The organism is Allobosea massiliensis (assembly GCF_042655245.1).
GTDB lineage: Bacteria > Pseudomonadota > Alphaproteobacteria > Rhizobiales > Beijerinckiaceae > Allobosea > Allobosea massiliensis.
Genome location: NZ_JBHSLU010000148.1, coordinates 47,930 through 69,116 on the forward strand (window position 1 = coordinate 47,930; position 21,187 = coordinate 69,116).

Here is a 21,187-nt window from a genome sequence, read left to right on the forward strand (position 1 = left end):
GCCACCTATGCGCCGGCGCGAGCCCCGCCCGGATCGCCAGCGTCGGCGTACGACATTTCGTCTCTGCTCATAGCATCGGCGTCGCGCTCTCGCTACGCAACACCGCTGAGCCGGCTGCGCGATGATGGGGCAGAAAACGGGCAATAAAATAGGCAAATGCCCAATCGGTAATCAATTATCTGCAGTCGCAGAGGTCTTGCGGGGCGTGGGGCACTCCGGGAAGATGCGACATGGCCGCTGCTGTCGACTCTGATCTCGCCCTCCTCGATGTCGCCGGCATGGCCGAGGCCGATCGGCTCACCATCGCGGCCGGCACACCCGGCGCCGCCCTGATGGAACGGGCCGGCCGCGCAGTGGCCGACGCGGTCGATCGCCGGACACCGCCGGGCGCGCGAATCCTCGTTCTCTGCGGTCCCGGCAACAATGGCGGCGACGGCTTCGTTGCGGCGCGCCTGCTCGCCCGGCGAGGCAGGCCGGTGACGCTCGCGCTGGCGGGCGAGCGGGAGCGGCTCTCCGGCGATGCCGCCGGGATGGCCGCGGCCTGGACCGGGCCGATCGAGCCGATCGACGGCGTCAGGCCAGCCGATTACGGGCTCATCGTCGATGCGCTGTTCGGCGCGGGGCTGAACCGGCCGCTCGAGGGGGCGGTGGCTGAGCTGGTCGAGGCGGTGAATGCCGCTGGCCGCCCCGTCGTCGCCGTCGACGTGCCGAGCGGACTCTCGGGCGATACGGGTGGGAGCGAAGGGCCCGTGATCCGCGCCACCGAGACGGTGACCTTCTTCCGCCTCAAGCCCGGCCATCTGCTGATGCCGGGCCGCTCGCTCTGCGGCCTCGTCACCCTCGCCGAGATCGGCATCCGCGCCGACGTCGTCTTCACGCCGGAGCGGCCTGCCGTGCTCTTTCGCAACGCGCCCGGTCTGTGGCGCGCGAGCTTCCCGGTGCTGGCGCCGGATACGCACAAGTACCGCCGCGGCGCCGTTCTGGTCGTCGCAGGCGGCCTTGCGGGCGTCGGCGCTCCCCGGCTCAGCGCTCGAGCCGCCTTGCGGATTGGGGCGGGGCTGGCGACGATCGCCTGCCGGCCGGAGGCGCTGGCGGCTCATGCGGCGCGCGGACCGGACGCGTTGATGCAGCGGGCGGTGGCGGACGGCGCAGCGCTGGAGCGACTTCTGGCCGAAAAGCGCCTCTCGGCCGTGCTGGTCGGGCCGGCGCTAGGGCTGGATGGTGAGGCGCGGGAAGCCGTCGCGGCGGTGCTGCGTTCGTCCGTCCCCGCGGTGCTCGATGCCGACGCATTGACGATCCTGGCGGGGTCGGCCGCACGGGCCGGGCGCCAGATCGCCCGGCGCGGCGCCCCATGCGTGCTGACGCCTCACGAGGGCGAGTTCGCCCGGCTCTTCGGCGACTCGGGTGGCGGGTCGAAGCTCGATCGCGCCCGCCGCGCCGCGGCTGAGATCGGTGCGGTCGTCGTCCTGAAGGGGGCCGACACTGTCATCGCCGCCCCGGAGGGGCGCGCCGCGATCAACGCGACCGGCTGCCCGGCGCTGGCGACCGCGGGATCGGGCGATGTACTCGGCGGTATGGTCGCGGGGCTATTGGCTCAAGGGATGCCGGCGTTCGAGGCGGCCTGTGCCGCCGTCTGGCTGCATGGACGGGCGGGCGAGGCAAGGGGCGTGGGACTCGTCGCCGACGATCTGCCAGAGGCGATCCCGCCGCTCCTTCGCGAGCTGCAGGACGCCGGGCCGGAAGACTGGAGCGGCGCGGAGCGCTGACGCAAAAGGCCCGCCCTCGCGGGCGGGCCTCACGCCTGACGGCTGGAGGGCCGGATCAGGTGTTGGAATAGGTCACGGCCGGGGCGGCCTTGAGCTGATCCTTGGTCATGTTGATCTTGCCATGGTCCGGATACATCTGGTCCATCGCGGTGGTGGAGGCTGTGCCCGTCGCGCGCGGCGCGGTGGCGGCCGTACCCGTCGCCGTGGTGCCGGTTGCCGTCGTACCGGTCGCGTTGGTGCCGGTCGCAGCGGTGCCCGAGGCGGTGGAGGCCATCGGCTGCATGCTCCAGGTCACCTCCTCGAACTTGACCGCGACATCCTTGGTGCCGATGCCGAGGAAGCCGCCGACGCCGACCGTGACGCCGGTGATCTTGCCGGACTGGTCGATCAGGACTTCGGTGACATCGCCGACCTTCTCATTGTCGGGGCCGTAGATGTCGACGCCCATCAGCTTCGAAGCGCGCCAGTTGCCGCGCATCGCCTGATTCTGGGCGGCGAGGGTCTGGGTGCCGGTCGCGGCGGGCGCCGCCGTCGAGGGCGCGGTGGTGCTCGGCGCAGCGCTCGGGGCGCTCGGAGCCGGAGCGGAGGTCTGGGCGATGGCCGTCGCGCTCATCAGGGCCAGGGCCAGCGAGGTCGCGGCGATGGGGTGCTTGAACATGAGGTCCTCCTCGGGATCGTGTTGCAGATCGGTCCGCCTCTCGGCGGCTTGTGGGATCAACCGGCGAGAGGAGCGAAGGTTCATCCTCGCTTTGATCTTTTTGCAGGAATTGGGTCGCTAACGGCCCCGTTTGCGCGGGAACCAGGACGATATCCGGGCGTTGCGCCCGCATGGCCGAACCCTGCGGGCCGCGGAGAGACAATCGACATGAGCGACACCGCCGTGACCATCGCGCTCGAGGCTGACGAAGCGGCTGCGCTCGATCGCTACCGCCACGAGTTGGGGCCCTCTGCGACCCGCTCGGATGCACTGTCGGCAATCCTGCGCGAGTGGATCAGCCAGTCATCCACGAGCCCGGCCGATCCGAACAATGCGATCGATGCGATCGATGAGGGGCTGCGGCCGAGCGAACTGAACTCCAGCAACGATATCTGACCGAACGCGGCAGGGAGAGGCGCGCTCAGGGCGTATCGGTCCAGCCCGAGGCGTCGTCGTGGCGCCTGTCCCAGGCGGCGACGGCCTCGACAAGTGCCGCGCGCTCCCGCTTCTCCGTCTCGCCGCAGCTGCTCGAATCGAGCGCCGCGATCCGCCGCGTCGCCTGCTCGTAATCTTCCACCGATTCGATTCGGATCCTCGGCTGGTGAGGCTCGCCGGGGTTGGTGGGCTGGCTGACATCGACGCGCATGGCGATGACTCCTGTTTCGCTTCGCTCTCTCGTCTACCCGCGGGCGCGGGGCTTGTTCCCGTGCACCGGCGATCCCGATGCTTAAGCCTTCCTCAAAGGGTTTCGGGCGTGATGCGCCCGTGAAGGACGGCGCGATACGGCCGTCGGCCGGGCCAGGAGGGCACCTCATGACGCGATCAATGGCTGCCAGCTGCGGGGTCGCGCTGGGGCTCATCCTCGCTCAGGTCACACCGGCGGACGCCTTCTGGCAGCGTGGCCAGGTGATCATGTGCGCCGACGCGACCTCGGCCGCCGAGCGCCAGCGGCACCGCTGCGACGAACTGCTCGGCTATGTCGATCCCGGCTGGCCGGCGCTCGGGCTCGGGAGCTACCGCGATTATCACGAGCGCGGGAAGCTCTACCGCGGGCCTCATCCCGGCGTCGCACCGGGCCAGCGCGCGCCGACGAAGCGGCTGGGGTGAGGGGCGCCCGGCTGGCGGGCTCTCGAACGCGGAAATCGGGAGGGCGAGGCTGCTGAGCCTCAGGCGCCTGCAGCTGTCAGAGCCCGGCGCGTGGTGAGCGGGGAGGGGATCGAACCCTCGACCACATGATTAAAAGTCACGTGCTCTACCACTGAGCTACCCGCCCTCACCGGCGCTGACATACGGACGCCCCGCCCGCGGGTCAACATTGTTCCGGCGACGGAATCCGTGCCAGAAGCGCGGCATTGCGGCGCGCCGGCCATCCCGGCGCGGCCTGATGGTGCTGGGACGCGGGACGAAAGCGGTATGGAGCAGGCGCGGGAAACGCGGGCGGAGGCGGCCTGGACGCGCTGGACGGCGTGGTTTCTCGGGGCGGCGCTGGCGACGCTTCTGACGCTCTGGGGATTCGCCGCGGCCCTCGATCCCTTTGGCCTGCGCGTTTCCGCCGGCCAGCCGGCGCGGCCGATCATGGATATCAACCAGCGCTTCATGTACCCGCAGCTCGTCCGCTCGGGCAGCTTCGACTCGGCCGTGTTCGGCACTTCGACCATGCGCCTGCTCGACCCGGCGATCCTCTCTCAGGGACTTGGCGGACGCTTCGCCAATCTCGCGATGAACGCCGCCACGCCCTGGGAGCAGCTGCAGATGGCCGGGCTCTTCGCCCGCCAGGTCGCCGTGCCGCGGACGGTTCTCTGGGGCATCGACGCGACCTGGTGCGAGGCCGATGCCACCGACGAGGCCAAGCGCCTGACGCCGCGGCCCTTTCCCCCCTGGCTCTATGACGGCATCCGCTGGCGCGATTGGGCGGAGTTGATGAACCTGACCACGCTCGAGATCGCCGGCCGCCTGTTGGCACACCGGCTCGGCCTGATGCCGGAGCGGATCCGCGGCGACGGCTACGAGGTCTTCACCCCGCCCGAAGAGCTCTATGACGCGGCGCGTGCGCGCTGGCATCTCTATGGCGGTGCCGAGCCTCCGCCCGATTCTGGGCCGCTGGTCCCCGCCGAGACGGTCGCGCCCGAAACCCGAGCCGGATGGCGCTTCCCGGCCTTGGCCTGGCTCGACGACGCGCTGGCACGCTTCCCGGCCGGCACGCGGCTGCTGCTCGTGCTGCCGCCGGCGCATCATGCGACATCGCCGCGCGAGGGCTCGGTTGCCGCCCAACGTTGGGCCGCCTGCAAGGACGCTGTCGCCGCGCTTGCGAAGCGCCGCGGTGCGGCGCTCATCGACTATGCCCGGCCCTCGCCGATCACCCTGCGGGACGACAACTACTGGGACCCGCTGCATTTCCGCCTGCCGATCGCGCGGCGGCTGGAGGGGGAGATCACCTCGCTGGCGAAGGGCGGGCCGGTCCAACCCGACGGGGCCGCACGCGTGATCGTGCCCGCCCGTTAACCGGTCGGAAACCAACCCGGCCTAACGCTTGCGGGCATGGTCATCCGCCGCGGCGTCCGATCCTTCCTCGTCACTCTCGCGCTCTACCTCGTGTCGGGCGCGGCGGTGAGCTATTTCATGTTCCACGCCCAGCACGGCTCGCGCGGCCTCGAGGCCCGCGACACGCTGCACGACTCGCTGCGCGATGTGGAAGCGGAACTCGCCGGGCTCACCGCAGAGCGCAAGCTCTGGGAGCATCGGCTGTCGCTGGTGCGCGACGAGGCGGTGGACCGTGATGTGCTCGAGGAACGCGCTCGCGAGAGCCTCGGCCGCGTCCACAAGAACGACGTCATCCTGATGGGCCGCTGAGGCCCTGCCGATTGCCGGCAAATAGTCCCGGACGTATCGATTAACTCGATTTCAGTTACGTAGAAAATGACAAGCCTTTGCAAGGGCTTGGCCGATGCTGCAATGCGAGATAGCCGCCTCGCCAAGGGTTTTGCGATCCTCTACAACCAAGGTTGAATGACCTTGGAGGACCGCCGATGGCCGTTGCCGCGCGCAAGACGAAAGCCCCCGCCCCAGCCAAGCCCGCCGCCAAGCCGGCCAAGGCACGATCAGCCAAGGCCGGCGGCGACAAGGCGGCCGCTCCCGCGCCGAGCAACATGGCGACCTTCACCAAGGAGGAAGACCTCCACGCCTATCGCGAGATGCTGCTGATCCGGCGTTTCGAGGAGAAGGCCGGCCAGATGTACGGCATGGGGCTGATCGGCGGCTTCTGCCACCTCTATATCGGCCAGGAAGCGGTCGTCGTGGGGATGCAGATGGCGTCCAAGGAGGGCGACCAGGTCATCACCGGCTATCGCGACCACGGCCACATGCTCGCCTGCGGCATGGAATCGCGCGGCGTGATGGCGGAGCTCACCGGGCGGCGCGGCGGCTATTCGCGCGGCAAGGGCGGCTCGATGCACATGTTCTCCCGCGAGAAGAACTTCTACGGCGGCCACGGCATCGTCGGCGCCCAGGTTTCGCTCGGCACCGGGCTGGGCTTCGCCAACTGGTACCGCGAGGACGGGCGCGTCTCGCTCGCCTATTTCGGCGATGGCGCGGCCAATCAGGGCCAGGTCTATGAGAGCTTCAACATGGCCCAGCTCTGGAAGCTGCCGGTCGTGTTCATCATCGAGAACAACCGCTACGCCATGGGCACGGCCGTCAGCCGCGCCTCGGCCCAGACCGACTTCTCCCGCCGCGGCGTCTCCTTCGGCATTCCCGGCGAGCAGGTCGATGGCATGGATGTCCGCGCCGTCCGTGACGCCGCGACCCGCGCCATCGAACACGCCCGCAGCGGCAAGGGCCCCTACATCCTCGAGATGCAGACCTATCGCTATCGCGGCCACTCCATGTCGGACCCGGCGAAGTACCGCTCCAAGGACGAGGTTCAGCGCATGCGCGAGGAGCACGATCCGATCGAGCAGGTGAGGGGCCGCCTGACCCGCGACTTCAAGGTCGGCGAGGACGAGCTCAAGGCGATCGACGCAAAGGTCCGCGAGATCGTCAACGACGCGGCCGAATTCGCGACGCACGACCCCGAGCCCGATCCGTCGGAACTGTTCACGGACATCCTGCTGGAGCCGGCGAAGGCCTGAGGGCCGGAGCCGCACCGCCTTCCCCTTTCGCCTCGTCCAATCATTCCGGGTGCGTTCATGCCGATCGACATTCTCATGCCTGCCCTTTCGCCCACCATGGAGCAGGGCAAGCTCGCCAAGTGGCTGAAAGCCGAGGGCGACAGCGTCAAGGCGGGTGACATCATCGCCGAGATCGAGACCGACAAGGCGACCATGGAGGTCGAGGCGGTCGACGAGGGCATCCTTGCGAAGATCCTGGTCGCCGACGGCACCGAGAACGTCGCGGTGAATACGCCGATCGGTATCATCGCCGCCGAAGGCGAGGATGCGAAGGCGGCCGCCAGCGGCGGCGCCGGGCAGTCCGACAAGCCGGCCGAGAGTTCGCCCCAGGCGGCGCAGTCGGCTCCGCCGGCCGCGGTCGGGGAGGCGCCGCAGGTCGCCGCCGCTCCCAAGGCGGAGTCTGCCGTCGCCAACCCGCCGGCGACGCCGAAGAGCTACGATGCCTCCGCGGAGTTCCCCGCCGGCGCCGAGATCGTCAGCATGACGGTCCGCGAGGCGCTGCGCGATGCCATGGCCGAGGAGATGCGCCGCGACGGCGACGTCTTCGTGATGGGCGAAGAGGTCGCCGAGTACCAGGGCGCCTACAAGGTGACGCAGGGCCTGCTGCAAGAGTTCGGCCCCAAGCGCGTCATCGACACGCCGATCACCGAGCATGGTTTCGCCGGCATCGGCGTCGGCGCCGCGCTGACCGGCCTGCGCCCCATCGTCGAGTTCATGACCTTCAACTTCGCCATGCAGGCGATCGACCAGATCATCAACTCCGCCGCCAAGACGCTCTACATGTCCGGCGGTCAGATGGGCTGCCCGATCGTCTTCCGCGGCCCCAACGGCGCGGCCGCCCGCGTCGGCGCCCAGCACAGCCACGACTATGCCGCCTGGTACTCCAACGTGCCCGGCCTCAAGGTGGTGATGCCCTACAGCGCCTCCGACGCGAAGGGCCTGCTCAAGAGCGCCATCCGCGATCCGAATCCGATCATCTTCCTCGAGAACGAGATCCTCTACGGCCGCTCCTTCGACGTGCCCAAGGGCGACGACTTCCTGATCCCGATCGGCAAGGCCAAGGTCGCCCGCCCGGGCACCGACGTCACCATCGTCTCCTTCGGCATCGGCATGACCTATGCGCTCGGCGCCGCCGAGGCGCTGGCCAAGGAGGGCATCGAGGCCGAGGTCATCGACCTGCGCACGATCCGTCCGATGGACATCGAGACCGTCGTCGCCTCCATCCAGAAGACCAACCGCTGCGTCGCGGTCGAGGAGGGCTTCCCGCAGTCCGGCGTCACCGCCGAGATCGGCATGCGGATCATGGAAGCCGCCTTCGACTATCTCGATGCGCCCGTCGCCCGCGTCACCGGCAAGGACGTGCCGATGCCCTATGCCGCGAACCTCGAGAAGCTCGCCTTGCCGAACATCGGCGAGGTCGTCGCGGCGGCCAAGGCCGTCTGCTATCGCTGAGAAGGGGCGCAACCGATGCCGACCAACATCCTGATGCCCGCGCTCTCTCCCACGATGGAGAAGGGCAATCTCGCCAAATGGCTGAAGAAAGAAGGCGACGCGATCAAGTCCGGCGACATCATCGCCGAGATCGAGACCGATAAGGCCACGATGGAGGTCGAGGCCGTCGACGAGGGGATTCTGGCGAAGATCGTCGTGCCGGAGGGCACGGCCGATGTCGCGGTCAACGAGATCATCGGCGTGATCGCCGCCGAGGGCGAGGATGCGAGCGCCGCCAGCGCGCCGGCCAAGGCCGAGACTCGCAAAGCTGTCGAAGCTCCCAAGGCCGAGGCGCCCAAGGCCGCGCCGGCCGCCGCCGCTCCGGCTGCTCCCGCGGCCGCGCCGGCCGCGTCTTCCGGCCAGCGTCCCTTCGCCTCGCCGCTGGCGCGCCGGCTCGCCAAGGAGGCCGGGCTCGACCTGTCGAAGGTCCAGGGTTCGGGCCCGCATGGCCGCATCGTCGAGAAGGATGTCGAGGCCGCCAAGACCGGCGGCGGCGCCAAGGCCGCTCCGGCCGCCGCACCGGTGACGGCGGCTCCGGCGGCCGCGCCGAAGCCCGCCGCTGCGCCGCTGGCCACCGGCCCCTCGGACGAGCAGGTCAAGAAGCTCTTCGCGCCCGGCTCCTATGAGGAGATCCCGCATGACGGCATGCGCAAGACCATCGCGCGCCGCCTGACCGAGTCGAAGCAGACCATCCCGCATTTCTACGTCACGGTGGATTGCGATCTCGACGCGCTGCTGAAGCTGCGGGCCGAACTCAACGCCGCCGCGCCCGAGAAGGACGGCAAGCCGGCCTACAAGCTCTCGGTCAACGACATGGTGATCAAGGCGCTGGCGCTGGCGCTGCGGGCGGTGCCGGACGCCAACGTCTCCTGGACCGAGAACGCCATGCTCAAGCACAAGCACGCCGATGTCGGCGTCGCCGTCTCGATCCCCGGCGGGCTGATCACCCCGATTATCCGCGACGCCTGCCACAAGACGCTGAGCCAGATCTCGAACGAGATGAAGGACTATGCCGCCCGTGCCAAGGCCCGCAAGCTGAAGCCCGAGGAGTATCAGGGCGGCACGACGGCGGTCTCCAATCTCGGCATGTTCGGCGTCAAGGACTTCGCCGCGGTGGTGAACCCGCCGCATGCGACGATCCTGGCGGTGGGCGCCGGCGAACAGCGCGCCGTGGTCAAGGGCGGCCAGCTCGCGGTCGCGACCGTGATGTCGGTGACCCTCTCGACCGACCACCGCGCCGTCGACGGCGCGCTGGGCGCCGAGCTGCTGGCGGCCTTCAAGGGCTATATCGAGAAGCCGATGGCGATGTTGGTGTGAGGCCGGAGAATCACCATGGCTGACTACGACATCATCATCATCGGCTCCGGCCCCGGCGGCTATGTCGCGGCGATCCGCGCGGCGCAGCTCGGCTACAGGACGGCGATCGTCGAGCGCGAGCATCTCGCCGGCATCTGCTCGAACTGGGGCTGCATCCCGACGAAAGCCCTGCTGCGCTCGGCCGAGATCCTGCATTACGGCCAGCACGCCAAGGATTACGGGCTGGTGCTGGAAGGCAGCTTCAAGGCCGATCTCGAGGCCGTCGTGAAGCGCTCGCGCGGCATCGCGGCGCGGATGAACAACGGCGTCCAGTTCCTGATGAAGAAGAACAAGGTCGACGTGATTTGGGGCGAAGCCGTGCTGACCAAGCCCGGCACGGTCCAGGTCGCGCCGACGAAGAAGCCGGCGATGCAGCCGCAGGTGCCGCCGCCGAAGAACGCCAAGGGCGAGGGCACCTACACCGCCGACCACATCATCGTCGCGACCGGCGCCCGCCCGCGCGCGTTGCCCGGCATCGAGCCGGACGGCAAGCTGATCTGGACCTATTTCGAGGCGATGGTGCCGGCCAAGCTGCCGAAGTCCCTGCTCGTGATGGGCTCGGGCGCCATCGGCATCGAGTTCGCCTCCTTCTACCGGACCATGGGCGTCGAGGTGACGGTGGTCGAGGTGATGCCGCAGGTCGTCCCCGTGGAGGATGCCGAAATCGGTGCCTTCGCCCGCAAGGCCTTCGAGAAGCAGGGCATCAAGATCCTGACCTCGGCCAAGGTCACCAAGGTCGAGAAGGGGGCGGACAGCATCACCGCCCATATCGAGGACGAGAAGGGCGGCAAGCAGACGATCACCGCCGACCGCATGATCTCGGCCGTCGGCGTCGTCGGCAACATCGAGAATCTCGGGCTGGAAGCGCTCGGCGTGAAGACCGATCGCGGCTGCATCGTCATCGACGGGCTCTGCCGCACCAATGTGAAGGGTCTCTACGCGATCGGCGACGTCGCCGGCCCGCCGATGCTCGCCCACAAGGCCGAGCATGAGGGCGTGATCTGCGTCGAGGCGATCAAGGGCCTCCATCCGCACCCGATGGACAAGACGATGATCCCGGGCTGCACCTATTGCCACCCGCAGATCGCCAGCGTCGGCCTGACCGAGGCCAAGGCCAAGGCCGCCGGCCACGAGATCAGGGTCGGCCGCTTCCCCTTCGTCGCCAACGGCAAGGCGGTCGCGCTCGGCGAGGATTCCGGCCTTGCCAAGACGATCTTCGATGCGAAGACCGGCAAGCTGCTCGGCGCGCATCTGGTCGGGCCGGAGGTCACCGAGCTGATCCAGGGCTTCGTCGTGGCGATGAACCTCGAGACCACCGAGGAAGAGCTGATGCACACCGTCTTCCCGCATCCGACGATCTCGGAGGTGATGAAGGAGAGCGTGCTCGACGCCTATGGCAAGGCGCTGAACGCTTAGAGATCGCCTACTGACCCGATAGACCGGAGTCATCCCGGACAAGCGGCGCCAGCCGCGCCGATCCGGGATCCATGCCGGAACGCTTCAGGCATGGATCCCGGGTCTCCGCTTCGCTGCTCCCGGGATGACGGCGCCATGTGACAGTCGGTTCGCTGGCCTCTGGATTTGGCGCCGGCCGATCCGCATATCCCGGCCATGGCGCCCCGGACCCGCAAACCAAAAAATCCCGGCAGGATCGTGCCTGACGAGCAGGTCGAAATCCTGCCGCCCGGTCGCGGCCTCGTGCTCGACTGGCGCGTGATCGCGCCCACCGTCGCGCTCGGCACCGTGACCGGCTTTGCGGCCAGCCTCGTCGTCGGCGGGGGCGGGCTCCTGCGCCACGCGGTCGTCGGCCTCCTCGGCATGCTGGTCGGGCAGGGGCTGGTGCGGTTGACCGGCTGGCGCGTCCGCACCGGCTATGCCCGCCTCGACGACATGGCGATGGCCGTGATCGGCGCCATTCTCGTCGTCTTGCTGGCACGCTTCATCGCTTAGGGAACCTTTGCTCACCCGCACGGTTGTGGCCGGGCATCCGCGAGACCCGCGGGCGGACTGGGGAACAGACCACGATGGAAAACTTCGCTGCCACCATGGCCCAGCCGGGCTATGGCTTCTTCGCCACGATCTTCATCGGCATGCTCGCCGGCTGGATCGCCGAGAAGATTACCTCCTCGGATCATGGCCTCTTCACGAACATGCTCGTCGGCGTCGCGGGTTCCTTCCTCGGCAGCCGCCTGGCTGAGCTGCTCGACATCGCGATCTTCGGCTTCTGGCGCACGCTGGCTGCCGCGGTGGCGGGTGCTGTCGTCGTCATCGTGATCTGGAACGCCGCGCGCGGCCGCCGCTGACCGGCAGGGCGAGCGCGCCTGCGACAGGGCAGCCAGCGCGGCAAAGGTTGCCCTGCGCGGCCGGGACGATTAGCTAGGGATCAGGCGGCGGCCAGGGGCCGCCGCGATGGATTATGTCCCGATGGCCCTCGTCCTCGACCTGCTCAACCGCGATCCGCGCCCCAATGCCGGCAATCCCAAATCCGAGGCGGCTCCGGCCCAGGCGGAGCTGCGCCATCCGGAGAAGCAGAAGCGGCCGGAGAACCCGATCCTGCGCAAGCCGGACTGGATCCGCGTCAAGGCGCCGGGCTCGCCAAAATGGGCCGAAACCCAGAAGATCGTGAAGGCCGAGAAGCTGGTCACGGTCTGCGAGGAGGCGGGCTGCCCCAATATCGGCGAGTGCTGGGAAAAGAAGCACGCCACCTTCATGATCATGGGCGACACCTGCACGCGGGCCTGCGCCTTCTGCAACGTCAAGACCGGTGTGCCCCAGGCGCTCGACCCGCTCGAGCCTGCCAAAGTCGCCCAGGCCGTCGCCAAGCTCGGCCTGGAGCATGTCGTGATCACCTCGGTCGATCGCGACGACCTCAAGGACGGCGGCGCCGAGCATTTTGCGCGGGTCATCCGCGCCATCCGCAAGGCCTCGCCCGGCACCACCATCGAGATCCTGACGCCGGACTTCCTGCGCAAGCCCGGCGCGCTCGAGGTCGTGGTCGCGGCCAAGCCGGACGTCTTCAACCACAATCTCGAGACCGTCCCGGGCAAGTATCTGACGGTGCGCCCCGGCGCGCGCTATTTCCATTCGCTGCGGCTGCTGCAGCGGGTCAAGGAGCTCGATCCGACGATCTTCACGAAGTCCGGCATCATGGTCGGCCTCGGCGAGGAGCGGAACGAGATCCTGCAGCTGATGGACGATCTGCGCTCGGCCGATGTCGACTTCATCACCATCGGCCAATATCTCGCGCCCTCGCGCAAGCACCATGCGGTGATCCGCTTCGTCACGCCCGAGGAGTTCAAGGGCTTCGAGGCGATCGCCTATGTGAAGGGCTTCCTGATGGTGTCCTCGACGCCGCTGACGCGCTCCTCGCATCATGCGGGAGAGGATTTCGCGCGGCTGCGCGCGGCCCGCGAGGCGAAGGTCGGCAGCGGCCCCGCCAGCCGCGGCTGAGAAGGCACCGATCCGATGCCGATGTTCAACAGCGCCCGGCGGGTGCGCCACACCCCCGAGCAGATGTTCGCGCTCGTCGCCGATGTCGAGAAGTACCCCCAGTTCCTGCCGCTCTGCGAGGGGCTGACGGTGCGCCGCCGCACCCCGCAGGACGGCGGTGGCGAGGTCCTGCTGGCCGACATGACCGTCGGCTACAAGGCGATCCGCGAGACCTTCACCAGCCGCGTCACGCTCGATCCCGCCAATCTTCGGATCCTGGTCGAATATGTCGACGGCCCGTTCCGCTATCTGGAGAACCGCTGGACCTTCAAGCCGCATGAGAGCGGCTGCGAGATCGGCTTCTTCATCTCCTACGAGTTTGCCAGCCGCATGCTCGGCCTGCTGATGGGGGCGATGTTCGACAAGGCCTTCCGCAAATTCGCCGAAGCCTTCGAGCGTCGGGCCGATCTCGTCTATGGCGGTGACGCTGCGAGAGGCGCGGTCACGGCGCCTTAAGCTGTTTCTGGCAGGTTTCCCGCGACTGTTGGGAGAGCTGCGATGGATGCCTCGTCGACCCCTGTACCGAGCGTGGCGACAGCCCGCCGCATCGCCGCCACCGTGCCGGTCTACACGATCACGCTCTTCCTCTCGGCCTTCCTGCTTTTCGGCATCCAGCCGATGTTCGCCAAGATGGTGCTGCCGAAGCTCGGCGGCTCGCCCGGCGTCTGGTCGGTGGCGATGGTCTTCTTCCAGTCCGCGCTGCTTGCCGGCTACGGCTATGCCCACTGGCTCGTCGCCCGCTTCAGTCTCCGCCGCGCGGCGCTGATCCATCTCGCGCTGATGGCGGTCGTCCTGCTGGTCGGCCTGCCGATCGGCATCGCCGCCGGCTTCGAGCGTCCGCCGCAGGAGGGCGAGACGCTCTGGCTGATCGCGCTCTTCGCCGCCTCGGTCGGGCTGCCCTTCTTTGCGGTCGCGGCCAACGGCCCATTGCTCCAGGCCTGGTTCGCCCGCTCGGGCCATCCCCGCGCGATCGATCCGTATTTCCTCTACGCCGCGTCCAATGTCGGCAGTTTCCTGGCGCTGCTCGCCTACCCCTTCCTGATCGAGCCGGTGCTGACGCTGTCGCAGCAGTCCCTGGCCTGGAGTTTCGGCTTCGGCCTGCTGCTCGCCGCCATCGCCGCCTGCGCGGGACTGGCCCTGGGTGCCGTCGAGACGCGCCCCGCCGCGCCCCTCGATGCGACCGCCGCTAGGCCCGTTTCCGGCCGCCAGAAGCTCGGCTGGGTCGCGCTGGCCTTCGTGCCGTCGGGGCTGCTCGTGGCGGTGACGGCGCATCTGTCGACCGACGTCGCCTCGGTCCCGCTGCTCTGGGTCGTGCCGCTGGCGCTGTTCCTGCTGACCTTCGTGATCGTCTTCCAGAGCCGCCCGCTGCTGCGGCACGGCTGGATGCTCACGGCGCAACTCGTCTTCGTGGCGGCGCTGATCCTGAAGATGCTGTTCCAGTGGCAGATCGGCTGGGCGGGCGAACTCGCGCTGCATCTCGGATTGTTCTTCACCACGGCCATGGTCGCCCATGGCGAACTGGCCCGCCGGCGGCCCGACGCCGCCCATTTGACGGGGTTCTATCTGTGGATGTCGCTGGGCGGGGTGCTGGGTGGACTGTTCTGCGGACTGCTCGCCCCGCTGCTGTTCAACTCGATCGTCGAATACCCGATCCTGATCGTCGCGGGCCTGCTCTGCCGCCCAGGCTTCACCGGCATTCGCCTGCCCGGCCCCGTGCGGGCGGGTCTGACCGGCGCTGTCGTCGTCGGCCTCATCGCGCTCATCGTCACCGAGCAGCAGCGCAGCGACTCCGTGCGCTCATTCTTCGGCGTGAACCGGATCACCGACAGCCCGGACGGCCGCTTCCGCGTGCTCGTCCATGGCAGCACGGTCCATGGCGCGCAGCGCCTGCGGCAGGATGACGGCAGCCTCGTCGCCGGTCGTCCGGAGGCGCTGAGCTATTATTACACCGGCGGCGGCATCGCCGACGGCATCGAGGCGGTGCGGCAGGTGCGTGGTGGCCGCCTCGGCGCGGTCGCGGCGATCGGTCTCGGCACCGGTTCGCTCGCCTGCCAGACGCGGCCGGGCGAAAACTGGACCTTCTTCGAGATCGACCCGGAGGTGGCGCGGATGGCCTCCGACCCCGCCCGCTTCGGCTTCCTCGCAGCCTGTGCGCCGACGGCGCGCATCGTGCTCGGCGACGCCCGCTTGACGCTGGCCGATGCCGCGCCGGCCTCCCTCGACCTGATCGTGGTCGATGCGTTCTCGTCGGACGCGATCCCCGTCCACCTGATGACCACAGAGGCGCTGGCCCTTTATCAGAGCCGGCTGAAGCCGGGCGGCGCGATCCTGTTCCATATCTCCAACCGCAACATGGATCTCGGACCGGTCGTGACCGCGACCGCCCATGCGCGCGGCCTCTCGACCTGGATCCGGCCGACGCGCCAGACGGCGGAACTGACGGCTCTGCGCAAATACTCGCCTCATGTCGCCATGGTGGCGCGTCGCCCCGAGGATGTCGGCCTGTCGGCAGAACAGGGCTGGGTCGCGCAGCCAGCTCCCGGCCCGGCCCGCGCCTGGCGTGACGACTATGCCGACGTGATCGGGCCGATCTGGCGCAAGCTGATGCCCTGACGGCTCAGGCGCCGACCATCTCCTGCAGCATGGCAAGCGCCGTCAGCACGGAGAGCCGCCGGATCTCGTCGCGCGACAGCAGGCCGAAGCGCATCTCGCGGTGGACCGTGCCGGCGGGGCCGCTGCAGGCAAAATGGACGAGGCCGACCGGCTTGGCCGCGCTGCCGCCGCCGGGGCCGGCGACGCCGGTCACGGAGACCGCGAGCGTCGCGGCGAGGGCGCCGCGCCCACCCTCCGCCATCGCCCGCGCCACCGGTTCGCTGACGGCGCCATGGGTGGCGAGCAGCGCTTCGGGCACGCCTGCCAGCGCCATCTTCGCCGCATTGGAGTAGGTGACGAGCCCGCCCAGCACGACATCGGACGATCCGGGGATCGCAGTCAGCGCCCCGGCAATCAGGCCTCCGGTGCAGGATTCGACCGTGGCGACCGTGGCACCGTGGGCCCGGCAGGCTTCCAGCACGGCGATGGCTCGGTCCGTGGTCTCACTGTCGAACGGCATGGCGGCCTCCGGCGGGTCAGGAAGTGGCGTGCGGGGCGGGCGGCTCGGGCAGGCGGATCGTCGCCGTCGCCAGCGCCGCCAATCCCTCGCGGCGGCCGGTGAAGCCGAGCCGCTCCGAGGTCGTCGCCTTGATCGCGACCTGATCGATCCGGACGCCGGCCGTGGCCGCGATGGCCTCGCGGATGGCTTCGCGGTGCGGACCGACCTTCGGCGCCTCGCAGACCAGCGTCACATCGAGGAAATCGATGTGCCCGCCCCGGGCCCGCACCCGCTCGGCCGCGAAGCTCAGGAACCGGTGCGAGGCGGCGCCGCGCCATTGCGGGTCGCTCGGCGGGAAATGCGTGCCGATGTCGCCCTCCGCCAGCGCGCCCAGCAGCGCGTCGGTCAGCGCATGCAGCGCGACGTCGCCGTCTGAATGGGCGAGCACGCCGCGATCGTGCGCGATCCGCACGCCACCTAGCCAGACATGGTCACCCTCGCCGAAGGCATGGACGTCGTAACCAGTGCCGACCCGCACGACGAGGGGCAAGCCCGGCGCCTCGGCACGGACGAAATCTTCCGGATGGGTCAGTTTCATATTGGCGGGCTCCCCGGGGAAGGTCGCGACGGGATGGCCCGCCCACTCCATCAGCGCGGCGTCGTCGGTGAATCCGGCGCGACCCTCCGCTGCCGCATGGCGATGGGCCGACAGCAACGGCTCGAAAGCGAAGGCTTGTGGCGTCTGAACGCTCACCAGACGGTCACGCGGCGGCGTCTCGGCGATGCGGCCGGCCTCATCCAGGCGCTTGATTGTGTCGGTGACCGGCAGGACCGGGATGGCGGCCACGGTTCCGGGCCTCACCGCCGCCACGGCGGAACGCGCCAGCGCCTTGCTGAGAAAGGGGCGCGCCGCGTCATGGACCAGGACCGTGCCGCGAAAGCCCTGCGACTGCAGCGCCTCCAGCCCGAGCCGGACGGAATCCTGTCGTGTCGCGCCGCCCAGCGTCGGCTGGGCCAGCCGCTCGTCGGAGAGGCCAGCCACGGCCTCCGCATAGCGCGCCTCGTCGCCCGCTCCGATCACGACCGCGATCCGCGCGATCTCGGGCATGTCCAGAAAAGGCGTCAGCGCCTGCCGAAGAACCGGGCTGCCCCCGAGCCTGCGATATTGCTTGGGAGCGTCGAACCCGGCTCTCAGGCCGCGCCCCGCGGCGACGACGAGCACGGCGACCGGAGCTTCGATGTCATCTCTTTCTGCGGGCACGGCTCTTGGTCCTGGACGAGGTTCGGTGATAGTCGCAGGTGGCATCGCCGCCAAGCCCCGAGGCCGCTGCGATGCTGGCCGGGGGAACGCTGATGATGCAGCGCACTAATTCGCGAGGGTCCCTTGCGCTCCTGCAGCATTGTCCAATAAATATGCATAATGCAGGTTGCCTCTAATTCAGGCTCCGCCATGGCTGCTATGCTCCCTGTCACCCTGGTGTCGCGCGCCCTGCTGGCGCCGATGTCCGGAGTGACGGATATCGTCATGCGCCGGATCGCCGCGCGCTTCGGCGCCGGCCTCGTCGTCTCGGAAATGGTCGCCTCCGACGAGTTCGTGCGTGGCAGCGAGGAAACGCGGCTGCGGGCCGAGGGCGCCGGCATCTCGCCGCATGTCGTCCAACTTGCCGGCTGCGATCCGCATTGGCTGGGCGAGGCCGCCCGCCTGGCGGAGGCCAATGGCGCTGCGATCATTGACATCAACATGGGCTGCCCGGCCAAGAAGGTGACGGGCGGCTGGGCCGGCTCGGCCCTGATGCGCGATCTCGACCACGCGGTGTCGCTGGTCGAGGCCGCCGTCGCGGCCGTGAAGGTGCCGGTGACGGTCAAAATGCGGCTTGGCTGGGACGATGCCTCGCGCAACGCCCCCGAACTCGCCCGCCGTGCGGTCGCCTCCGGCGCGCGGCTGATCACCGTCCATGGCCGCACGCGCCAGCAATTCTACAAGGGCGTCGCCGACTGGGTGGCGATCCGGGCCGTCCGGGACGTCGGCGATTTTCCGCTGGTCGCCAATGGCGACATCCACGGCCTCGACGATGCGAGGGCCTGTCTCGCCCAGTCCGGCGCCGATCTCGTCATGGTCGGCCGCGCCGCGCTGGGAAAACCCTGGCTGGTCGGCGCGATCGGGGCCGGGCTCGACGGGCGGCCCGTGCCGGAACCGACGCTGGCGCAGAAGCATGCCGTCGCCCGCGAACACTATGAAGGGCTGCTGTCGCTGCTGGGCAAGGCCCATGGTGTCCGCCACGCCCGCAAGCATCTGGCGGCCTATGCCGACGAGGCGACGCAGAGCGGCGGCTCGCCCGACGCCGAGGCGCGACGCCTGCTGCTGACGACCGACGATCCGGCGCAGGCCCTCGCGGCGCTGGCCGGCCTGTTCTCTCCTGCCTGCGGCCGCGCTGCGGCCTGAACCGGGGTATTGCGTATGACGATGGCGTTCGCCGACAGCGGCGGAAAGGGCAGGGACGGTTACCTGCTCGACCCGATCGAGATGCAGGCCCTCAACGTCCTGCCGATGCCCGTGGTGGTGATCGGCGAGCGCAACGGCATCCTCTACGCCAATACCTCCGCCGAGGATTTCTTCCAGTCGAGTGCCGTCGTGCTGAAGCGCCAGCGGCTCGACGATCTGATCGCCTTCGGCTCGCCGGTTCTGGCGCTGGTCGAGGAGGTCCAGCGCCGCGGCGCCAGCGTCAGCGAGTACCGGCTCGATCTCGGCTCGCCCCGTCTGGGAGCCGATCGCATCGTCGATGTCTTCGCCTCGCCGCTGCCCAGCCAGGGCGACGCCGTTGTGCTGATGCTGCAAGAACGGACAATTGCTGAAAAAATGGACAGACAGCTGACGCATCGAGGGGCAGCCCGCTCGATCACGGCGCTCGGCGCGATGCTCGCCCATGAGATCAAGAACCCGCTCTCCGGCATTCGCGGGGCGGCCCAGCTGCTCGAGGCGACGGTTCCGGACGACGAACGCATCCTGACGCAGCTCATCTGCGACGAGACGGACCGGATCGTGAAGCTGGTCGAGCGCGTGGAACTGTTCGGGGACGAGCGTCCCACCGAGCGCGACCCGGTCAACGTCCATGACGTGCTCGACCATGTGAAGCGGCTCGCCCAGTCCGGCTTCGCGCGCCATATCCGCTTCAACGAGATCTACGATCCGTCGCTGCCGCCGGTCTCCGGCAATCGCGACCAGCTCGTCCAGGTGCTCCTGAACCTGATGAAGAACGCGGCCGAAGCCATTGGAACGCAAGCGATCGACGGCGAGATCACGCTGACGACGGCCTATCGTCCCGGCATCCGCATGCAGGTGGCCGGCTCCTCGGGCCGCATTGCCCTGCCGCTCGAGATCGGCATCCGCGACAACGGCCCCGGCGTGCCCGCCGACCTGCTGCCGCATCTCTTCGATCCCTTCGTCACGACCAAGGCGCAGGGCAGTGGCCTTGGACTTGCACTCGTGGCCAAGGTGATCGGGGACCATGGCGGGATCGTCGAATGCGAGTCCGTCCCCCGGCGCACGACGTTTCGAATTCTGCTGCCCCTGCACCAACTCCGGGCACGGCAGGCAGTTTGAGGCCTACAGGACCACAGTGAATGCCGACCGGTAACATTCTCGTCGCGGATGACGACGCCGCGATCCGCACGGTGCTCAATCAGGCGCTCGCCCGGGCCGGCTACGAGGTTCGGACCACCGGCCAGGCGGCGACGCTCTGGACCTGGGCCGCGCAAGGGTTGGGCGATCTCATCATCACGGACGTGGTGATGCCTGATGGCAATGCCTTCGACCTGCTGCCGCGCATCAAGCGCGTGCGGCCGGAACTGCCGATCATCGTGATGAGCGCGCAGAACACCTTCATGACCGCGATCAAGGCGTCCGAGCGCGGCGCCTACGAGTATCTGCCCAAGCCCTTCGACCTGAAGGAACTCGTCGCCATCGTCGGCCGCGCGCTGTCGCGGCCGCGCGGCGAGGGCGCCCGCTCCCATGCGGCCGAGCCGGACGACATCCCGCTGATCGGCCGTTCGCCGGCGATGCAGGACGTCTATCGCGCGCTCGCCCGGCTGATGCCGATCGACCTGACGGTGATGATCAACGGCGAGTCCGGCACCGGCAAGGAACTGGTGGCCCGCGCGCTGCACGACTACGGCAAGCGCAAGAATGGCCCCTTCGTCGCGATCAACATGGCCGCGATCCCGAAAGACCTGATCGAGTCCGAGCTCTTCGGCCATGAGAAGGGCGCCTTCACCGGCGCTCTGACGCGCTCCTCCGGGCGCTTCGAACAGGCCGAGGGCGGTACGCTCTTCCTCGACGAAATCGGCGACATGCCGATGGAGGCGCAGACGCGTCTGCTGCGCGTGCTCCAGCAGGGTGAGTACACCACCGTCGGCGGTCGCACGCCGATCAAAACCAATGTCCGCATCGTCGCGGCGACGAACAAGGACCTGCGCATCTCGATCGCCCAGGGCCTGTTCCGCGAGGACCTGTTCTTCCGCCTGAACGTCGTGCCGATCCGCCTGCCGCCGCTGCGCGAGCGCGTCGAGGACATCCCCGATCTCGCCCGCCACTTCTTCGGCCTGGTCGAGAAGGAGGGGCTGCCGCGCAAGCAGATCGATTCGGAAGCGATGGACGTGATGCGGCGCTATCGCTGGCCGGGTAATGTCCGCGAGCTGGAGAACCTCGTCCGCCGGCTCGCCGCGCTCTATCCCCAGGAAACCATCACGGCGCCGATCGTCGAGGCCGAGCTGCAGCCGGCGACCTCCAACACGGGTTTTGCCGGCAATGCCGGCCCGGAGCGCGCGGAAACCCTGTCGGGGTCGGTCGAGCGGCATCTCAACCAGTATTTCGGTGGATTCGGCGAGAACATCCCGCCGCCGGGCCTCTATCACCGCATCCTGCGCGAGGTGGAGCCGCCGCTGATCGCTGCCGCCCTGGCCGCCACCCGCGGCAACCAGATCCGTGCGGCGGAGCTGCTCGGCCTCAACCGCAACACGCTGCGCAAGAAAATTCGCGAACTCGACATGCAGGTCGTGCGTTCGCCGCGCTGACGAAAGGCGGTCCGCCGCCTTTCATATGTCATATTTTGACAACACCGTTGCGGCGGCGCAT

Annotated in this window: 21 protein-coding genes and 1 tRNA gene; 17 read left to right on the forward strand and 5 right to left on the reverse strand. The window is 68.9% G+C overall.

What is annotated here, in order from left to right; genetic code table 11:
• Positions 1–230: 230 nt before the first annotated feature.
• A complete protein-coding gene (locus ACFPN9_RS28195) occupies positions 231–1,766 on the forward strand; it encodes a bifunctional ADP-dependent NAD(P)H-hydrate dehydratase/NAD(P)H-hydrate epimerase (RefSeq protein WP_067254880.1) in 1,536 nt (511 codons plus the stop codon).
• 55 nt (positions 1,767–1,821) lie between these two features.
• Here the strand turns inward: ACFPN9_RS28195 and ACFPN9_RS28200 are convergent, their stop codons facing one another.
• On the reverse strand, positions 1,822–2,424 hold the full coding sequence (locus tag ACFPN9_RS28200) for a PRC-barrel domain-containing protein (RefSeq protein WP_066717538.1): 603 nt from the start codon (positions 2,422–2,424) through the stop codon (positions 1,822–1,824).
• Between the two features lie 207 nt (positions 2,425–2,631).
• On the opposite strand from ACFPN9_RS28200, the gene ACFPN9_RS28205 reads away from it, so the two are divergent.
• Positions 2,632–2,859: a hypothetical protein gene (locus ACFPN9_RS28205; protein WP_066717533.1), complete on the forward strand. Its 228-nt coding sequence runs from the start codon at positions 2,632–2,634 to the stop codon at positions 2,857–2,859.
• 25 nt (positions 2,860–2,884) lie between these two features.
• On the opposite strand, the gene ACFPN9_RS28210 is transcribed toward ACFPN9_RS28205, so the two are convergent.
• Positions 2,885–3,109, reverse strand: a complete 225-nt coding sequence (locus ACFPN9_RS28210; protein ID WP_066717530.1) for a hypothetical protein — start codon at positions 3,107–3,109, stop codon at positions 2,885–2,887.
• A gap of 167 nt (positions 3,110–3,276) precedes the next feature.
• Between ACFPN9_RS28210 and ACFPN9_RS28215 the strand changes: the two genes are divergently transcribed.
• Positions 3,277–3,570 (forward strand): hypothetical protein, encoded by a 294-nt coding sequence (locus tag ACFPN9_RS28215; protein WP_156446424.1) that lies wholly within the window; start codon positions 3,277–3,279, stop codon positions 3,568–3,570.
• A 91-nt stretch (positions 3,571–3,661) separates the two neighbouring features.
• On the opposite strand, the gene ACFPN9_RS28220 is transcribed toward ACFPN9_RS28215, so the two are convergent.
• Positions 3,662–3,736: transfer RNA gene (locus ACFPN9_RS28220), tRNA-Lys, on the reverse strand.
• Between the two features lie 140 nt (positions 3,737–3,876).
• On the opposite strand from ACFPN9_RS28220, the gene ACFPN9_RS28225 reads away from it, so the two are divergent.
• The 11 genes from ACFPN9_RS28225 to ACFPN9_RS28275 all read left to right on the forward strand — a co-directional run bounded on the left by ACFPN9_RS28225 (position 3,877) and on the right by ACFPN9_RS28275 (position 15,578).
• Positions 3,877–4,965: a hypothetical protein gene (locus ACFPN9_RS28225; protein ID WP_066717526.1), complete on the forward strand. Its 1,089-nt coding sequence runs from the start codon at positions 3,877–3,879 to the stop codon at positions 4,963–4,965.
• A 36-nt stretch (positions 4,966–5,001) separates the two neighbouring features.
• Positions 5,002–5,313, forward strand: a complete 312-nt coding sequence (locus ACFPN9_RS28230; RefSeq protein WP_066717524.1) for an FtsB family cell division protein — start codon at positions 5,002–5,004, stop codon at positions 5,311–5,313.
• Positions 5,314–5,609: 296 nt separating this feature from the next.
• Positions 5,610–6,590 (forward strand): pyruvate dehydrogenase (acetyl-transferring) E1 component subunit alpha, encoded by a 981-nt coding sequence (gene pdhA, locus ACFPN9_RS28235; RefSeq protein WP_245282463.1) that lies wholly within the window; start codon positions 5,610–5,612, stop codon positions 6,588–6,590.
• Positions 6,591–6,647: 57 nt separating this feature from the next.
• On the forward strand, positions 6,648–8,081 hold the full coding sequence (locus ACFPN9_RS28240; protein ID WP_066717510.1) for a pyruvate dehydrogenase complex E1 component subunit beta: 1,434 nt from the start codon (positions 6,648–6,650) through the stop codon (positions 8,079–8,081).
• Positions 8,082–8,096: 15 nt separating this feature from the next.
• Positions 8,097–9,437, forward strand: a complete 1,341-nt coding sequence (locus tag ACFPN9_RS28245) for a pyruvate dehydrogenase complex dihydrolipoamide acetyltransferase (protein ID WP_066717507.1) — start codon at positions 8,097–8,099, stop codon at positions 9,435–9,437.
• A gap of 15 nt (positions 9,438–9,452) precedes the next feature.
• Positions 9,453–10,892, forward strand: coding sequence for a dihydrolipoyl dehydrogenase (gene lpdA, locus ACFPN9_RS28250; protein WP_066717504.1), 1,440 nt, complete (start codon positions 9,453–9,455; stop codon positions 10,890–10,892).
• Positions 10,893–11,129: 237 nt separating this feature from the next.
• Positions 11,130–11,426: a GlsB/YeaQ/YmgE family stress response membrane protein gene (locus ACFPN9_RS28255; RefSeq protein WP_197426524.1), complete on the forward strand. Its 297-nt coding sequence runs from the start codon at positions 11,130–11,132 to the stop codon at positions 11,424–11,426.
• Positions 11,427–11,500: 74 nt separating this feature from the next.
• Positions 11,501–11,779 carry a GlsB/YeaQ/YmgE family stress response membrane protein gene (locus ACFPN9_RS28260; RefSeq protein WP_066717501.1) on the forward strand — a complete coding sequence of 93 codons (279 nt, stop codon included), beginning with the start codon at positions 11,501–11,503 and terminating at the stop codon, positions 11,777–11,779.
• 121 nt (positions 11,780–11,900) lie between these two features.
• Positions 11,901–12,926, forward strand: a complete 1,026-nt coding sequence (gene lipA / locus ACFPN9_RS28265) for a lipoyl synthase (protein WP_066717551.1) — start codon at positions 11,901–11,903, stop codon at positions 12,924–12,926.
• Between the two features lie 15 nt (positions 12,927–12,941).
• The gene (locus ACFPN9_RS28270) at positions 12,942–13,421 is read left to right on the forward strand and encodes a type II toxin-antitoxin system RatA family toxin (RefSeq protein ID WP_066717500.1); all 480 of its coding nucleotides are present in this window, start codon (positions 12,942–12,944) and stop codon (positions 13,419–13,421) included.
• Between the two features lie 42 nt (positions 13,422–13,463).
• A complete protein-coding gene (locus ACFPN9_RS28275; RefSeq protein ID WP_066717497.1) occupies positions 13,464–15,578 on the forward strand; it encodes a fused MFS/spermidine synthase in 2,115 nt (704 codons plus the stop codon).
• A gap of 4 nt (positions 15,579–15,582) precedes the next feature.
• On the opposite strand, the gene ACFPN9_RS28280 is transcribed toward ACFPN9_RS28275, so the two are convergent.
• Together ACFPN9_RS28280 and ACFPN9_RS28285 are read right to left on the reverse strand one after the other, a co-directional pair.
• Entirely contained in the window at positions 15,583–16,077 is a 495-nt protein-coding gene (locus ACFPN9_RS28280; protein WP_066717490.1) for a CinA family protein, read from the reverse strand.
• Between the two features lie 16 nt (positions 16,078–16,093).
• The gene (locus tag ACFPN9_RS28285) at positions 16,094–17,362 is read right to left on the reverse strand and encodes a bifunctional 2-C-methyl-D-erythritol 4-phosphate cytidylyltransferase/2-C-methyl-D-erythritol 2,4-cyclodiphosphate synthase (RefSeq protein WP_082737624.1); all 1,269 of its coding nucleotides are present in this window, start codon (positions 17,360–17,362) and stop codon (positions 16,094–16,096) included.
• Between the two features lie 144 nt (positions 17,363–17,506).
• Between ACFPN9_RS28285 and dusB the strand changes: the two genes are divergently transcribed.
• Genes dusB through ntrC form a run of 3 tightly spaced genes read left to right on the forward strand, consistent with a single transcriptional unit; the run spans position 17,507 to position 21,126 of the window.
• On the forward strand, positions 17,507–18,499 hold the full coding sequence (gene dusB / locus ACFPN9_RS28290) for a tRNA dihydrouridine synthase DusB (RefSeq protein ID WP_066717487.1): 993 nt from the start codon (positions 17,507–17,509) through the stop codon (positions 18,497–18,499).
• A gap of 21 nt (positions 18,500–18,520) precedes the next feature.
• On the forward strand, positions 18,521–19,657 hold the full coding sequence (locus ACFPN9_RS28295) for a two-component system sensor histidine kinase NtrB (RefSeq protein ID WP_082733032.1): 1,137 nt from the start codon (positions 18,521–18,523) through the stop codon (positions 19,655–19,657).
• Positions 19,658–19,677: 20 nt separating this feature from the next.
• Entirely contained in the window at positions 19,678–21,126 is a 1,449-nt protein-coding gene (ntrC, locus tag ACFPN9_RS28300; RefSeq protein WP_066717484.1) for a nitrogen regulation protein NR(I), read from the forward strand.
• Positions 21,127–21,187 lie beyond the last annotated feature (61 nt).

Excerpts from the sequence above, each read along its gene's own strand:
- ACFPN9_RS28195 (WP_067254880.1), top strand. The coding sequence starts at position 231 with ATGGCCGCTGCTGTCGACTCTGATCTCGCCCTCCTCGATGTCGCCGGC.
- ACFPN9_RS28200 (WP_066717538.1), bottom strand. The coding sequence starts at position 2,424 with ATGTTCAAGCACCCCATCGCCGCGACCTCGCTGGCCCTGGCCCTGATG.
- ACFPN9_RS28205 (WP_066717533.1), top strand. The coding sequence starts at position 2,632 with ATGAGCGACACCGCCGTGACCATCGCGCTCGAGGCTGACGAAGCGGCT.
- ACFPN9_RS28210 (WP_066717530.1), bottom strand. The coding sequence starts at position 3,109 with ATGCGCGTCGATGTCAGCCAGCCCACCAACCCCGGCGAGCCTCACCAG.
- ACFPN9_RS28215 (WP_156446424.1), top strand. The coding sequence starts at position 3,277 with ATGACGCGATCAATGGCTGCCAGCTGCGGGGTCGCGCTGGGGCTCATC.
- ACFPN9_RS28225 (WP_066717526.1), top strand. The coding sequence starts at position 3,877 with ATGGAGCAGGCGCGGGAAACGCGGGCGGAGGCGGCCTGGACGCGCTGG.
- ACFPN9_RS28230 (WP_066717524.1), top strand. The coding sequence starts at position 5,002 with ATGGTCATCCGCCGCGGCGTCCGATCCTTCCTCGTCACTCTCGCGCTC.
- pdhA (WP_245282463.1), top strand. The coding sequence starts at position 5,610 with ATGGCGACCTTCACCAAGGAGGAAGACCTCCACGCCTATCGCGAGATG.
- ACFPN9_RS28240 (WP_066717510.1), top strand. The coding sequence starts at position 6,648 with ATGCCGATCGACATTCTCATGCCTGCCCTTTCGCCCACCATGGAGCAG.
- ACFPN9_RS28245 (WP_066717507.1), top strand. The coding sequence starts at position 8,097 with ATGCCGACCAACATCCTGATGCCCGCGCTCTCTCCCACGATGGAGAAG.
- lpdA (WP_066717504.1), top strand. The coding sequence starts at position 9,453 with ATGGCTGACTACGACATCATCATCATCGGCTCCGGCCCCGGCGGCTAT.
- ACFPN9_RS28260 (WP_066717501.1), top strand. The coding sequence starts at position 11,501 with ATGGAAAACTTCGCTGCCACCATGGCCCAGCCGGGCTATGGCTTCTTC.
- lipA (WP_066717551.1), top strand. The coding sequence starts at position 11,901 with ATGGCCCTCGTCCTCGACCTGCTCAACCGCGATCCGCGCCCCAATGCC.
- ACFPN9_RS28270 (WP_066717500.1), top strand. The coding sequence starts at position 12,942 with ATGCCGATGTTCAACAGCGCCCGGCGGGTGCGCCACACCCCCGAGCAG.
- ACFPN9_RS28275 (WP_066717497.1), top strand. The coding sequence starts at position 13,464 with ATGGATGCCTCGTCGACCCCTGTACCGAGCGTGGCGACAGCCCGCCGC.
- ACFPN9_RS28280 (WP_066717490.1), bottom strand. The coding sequence starts at position 16,077 with ATGCCGTTCGACAGTGAGACCACGGACCGAGCCATCGCCGTGCTGGAA.
- ACFPN9_RS28285 (WP_082737624.1), bottom strand. The coding sequence starts at position 17,362 with ATGCCACCTGCGACTATCACCGAACCTCGTCCAGGACCAAGAGCCGTG.
- dusB (WP_066717487.1), top strand. The coding sequence starts at position 17,507 with ATGGCTGCTATGCTCCCTGTCACCCTGGTGTCGCGCGCCCTGCTGGCG.
- ACFPN9_RS28295 (WP_082733032.1), top strand. The coding sequence starts at position 18,521 with ATGGCGTTCGCCGACAGCGGCGGAAAGGGCAGGGACGGTTACCTGCTC.
- ntrC (WP_066717484.1), top strand. The coding sequence starts at position 19,678 with ATGCCGACCGGTAACATTCTCGTCGCGGATGACGACGCCGCGATCCGC.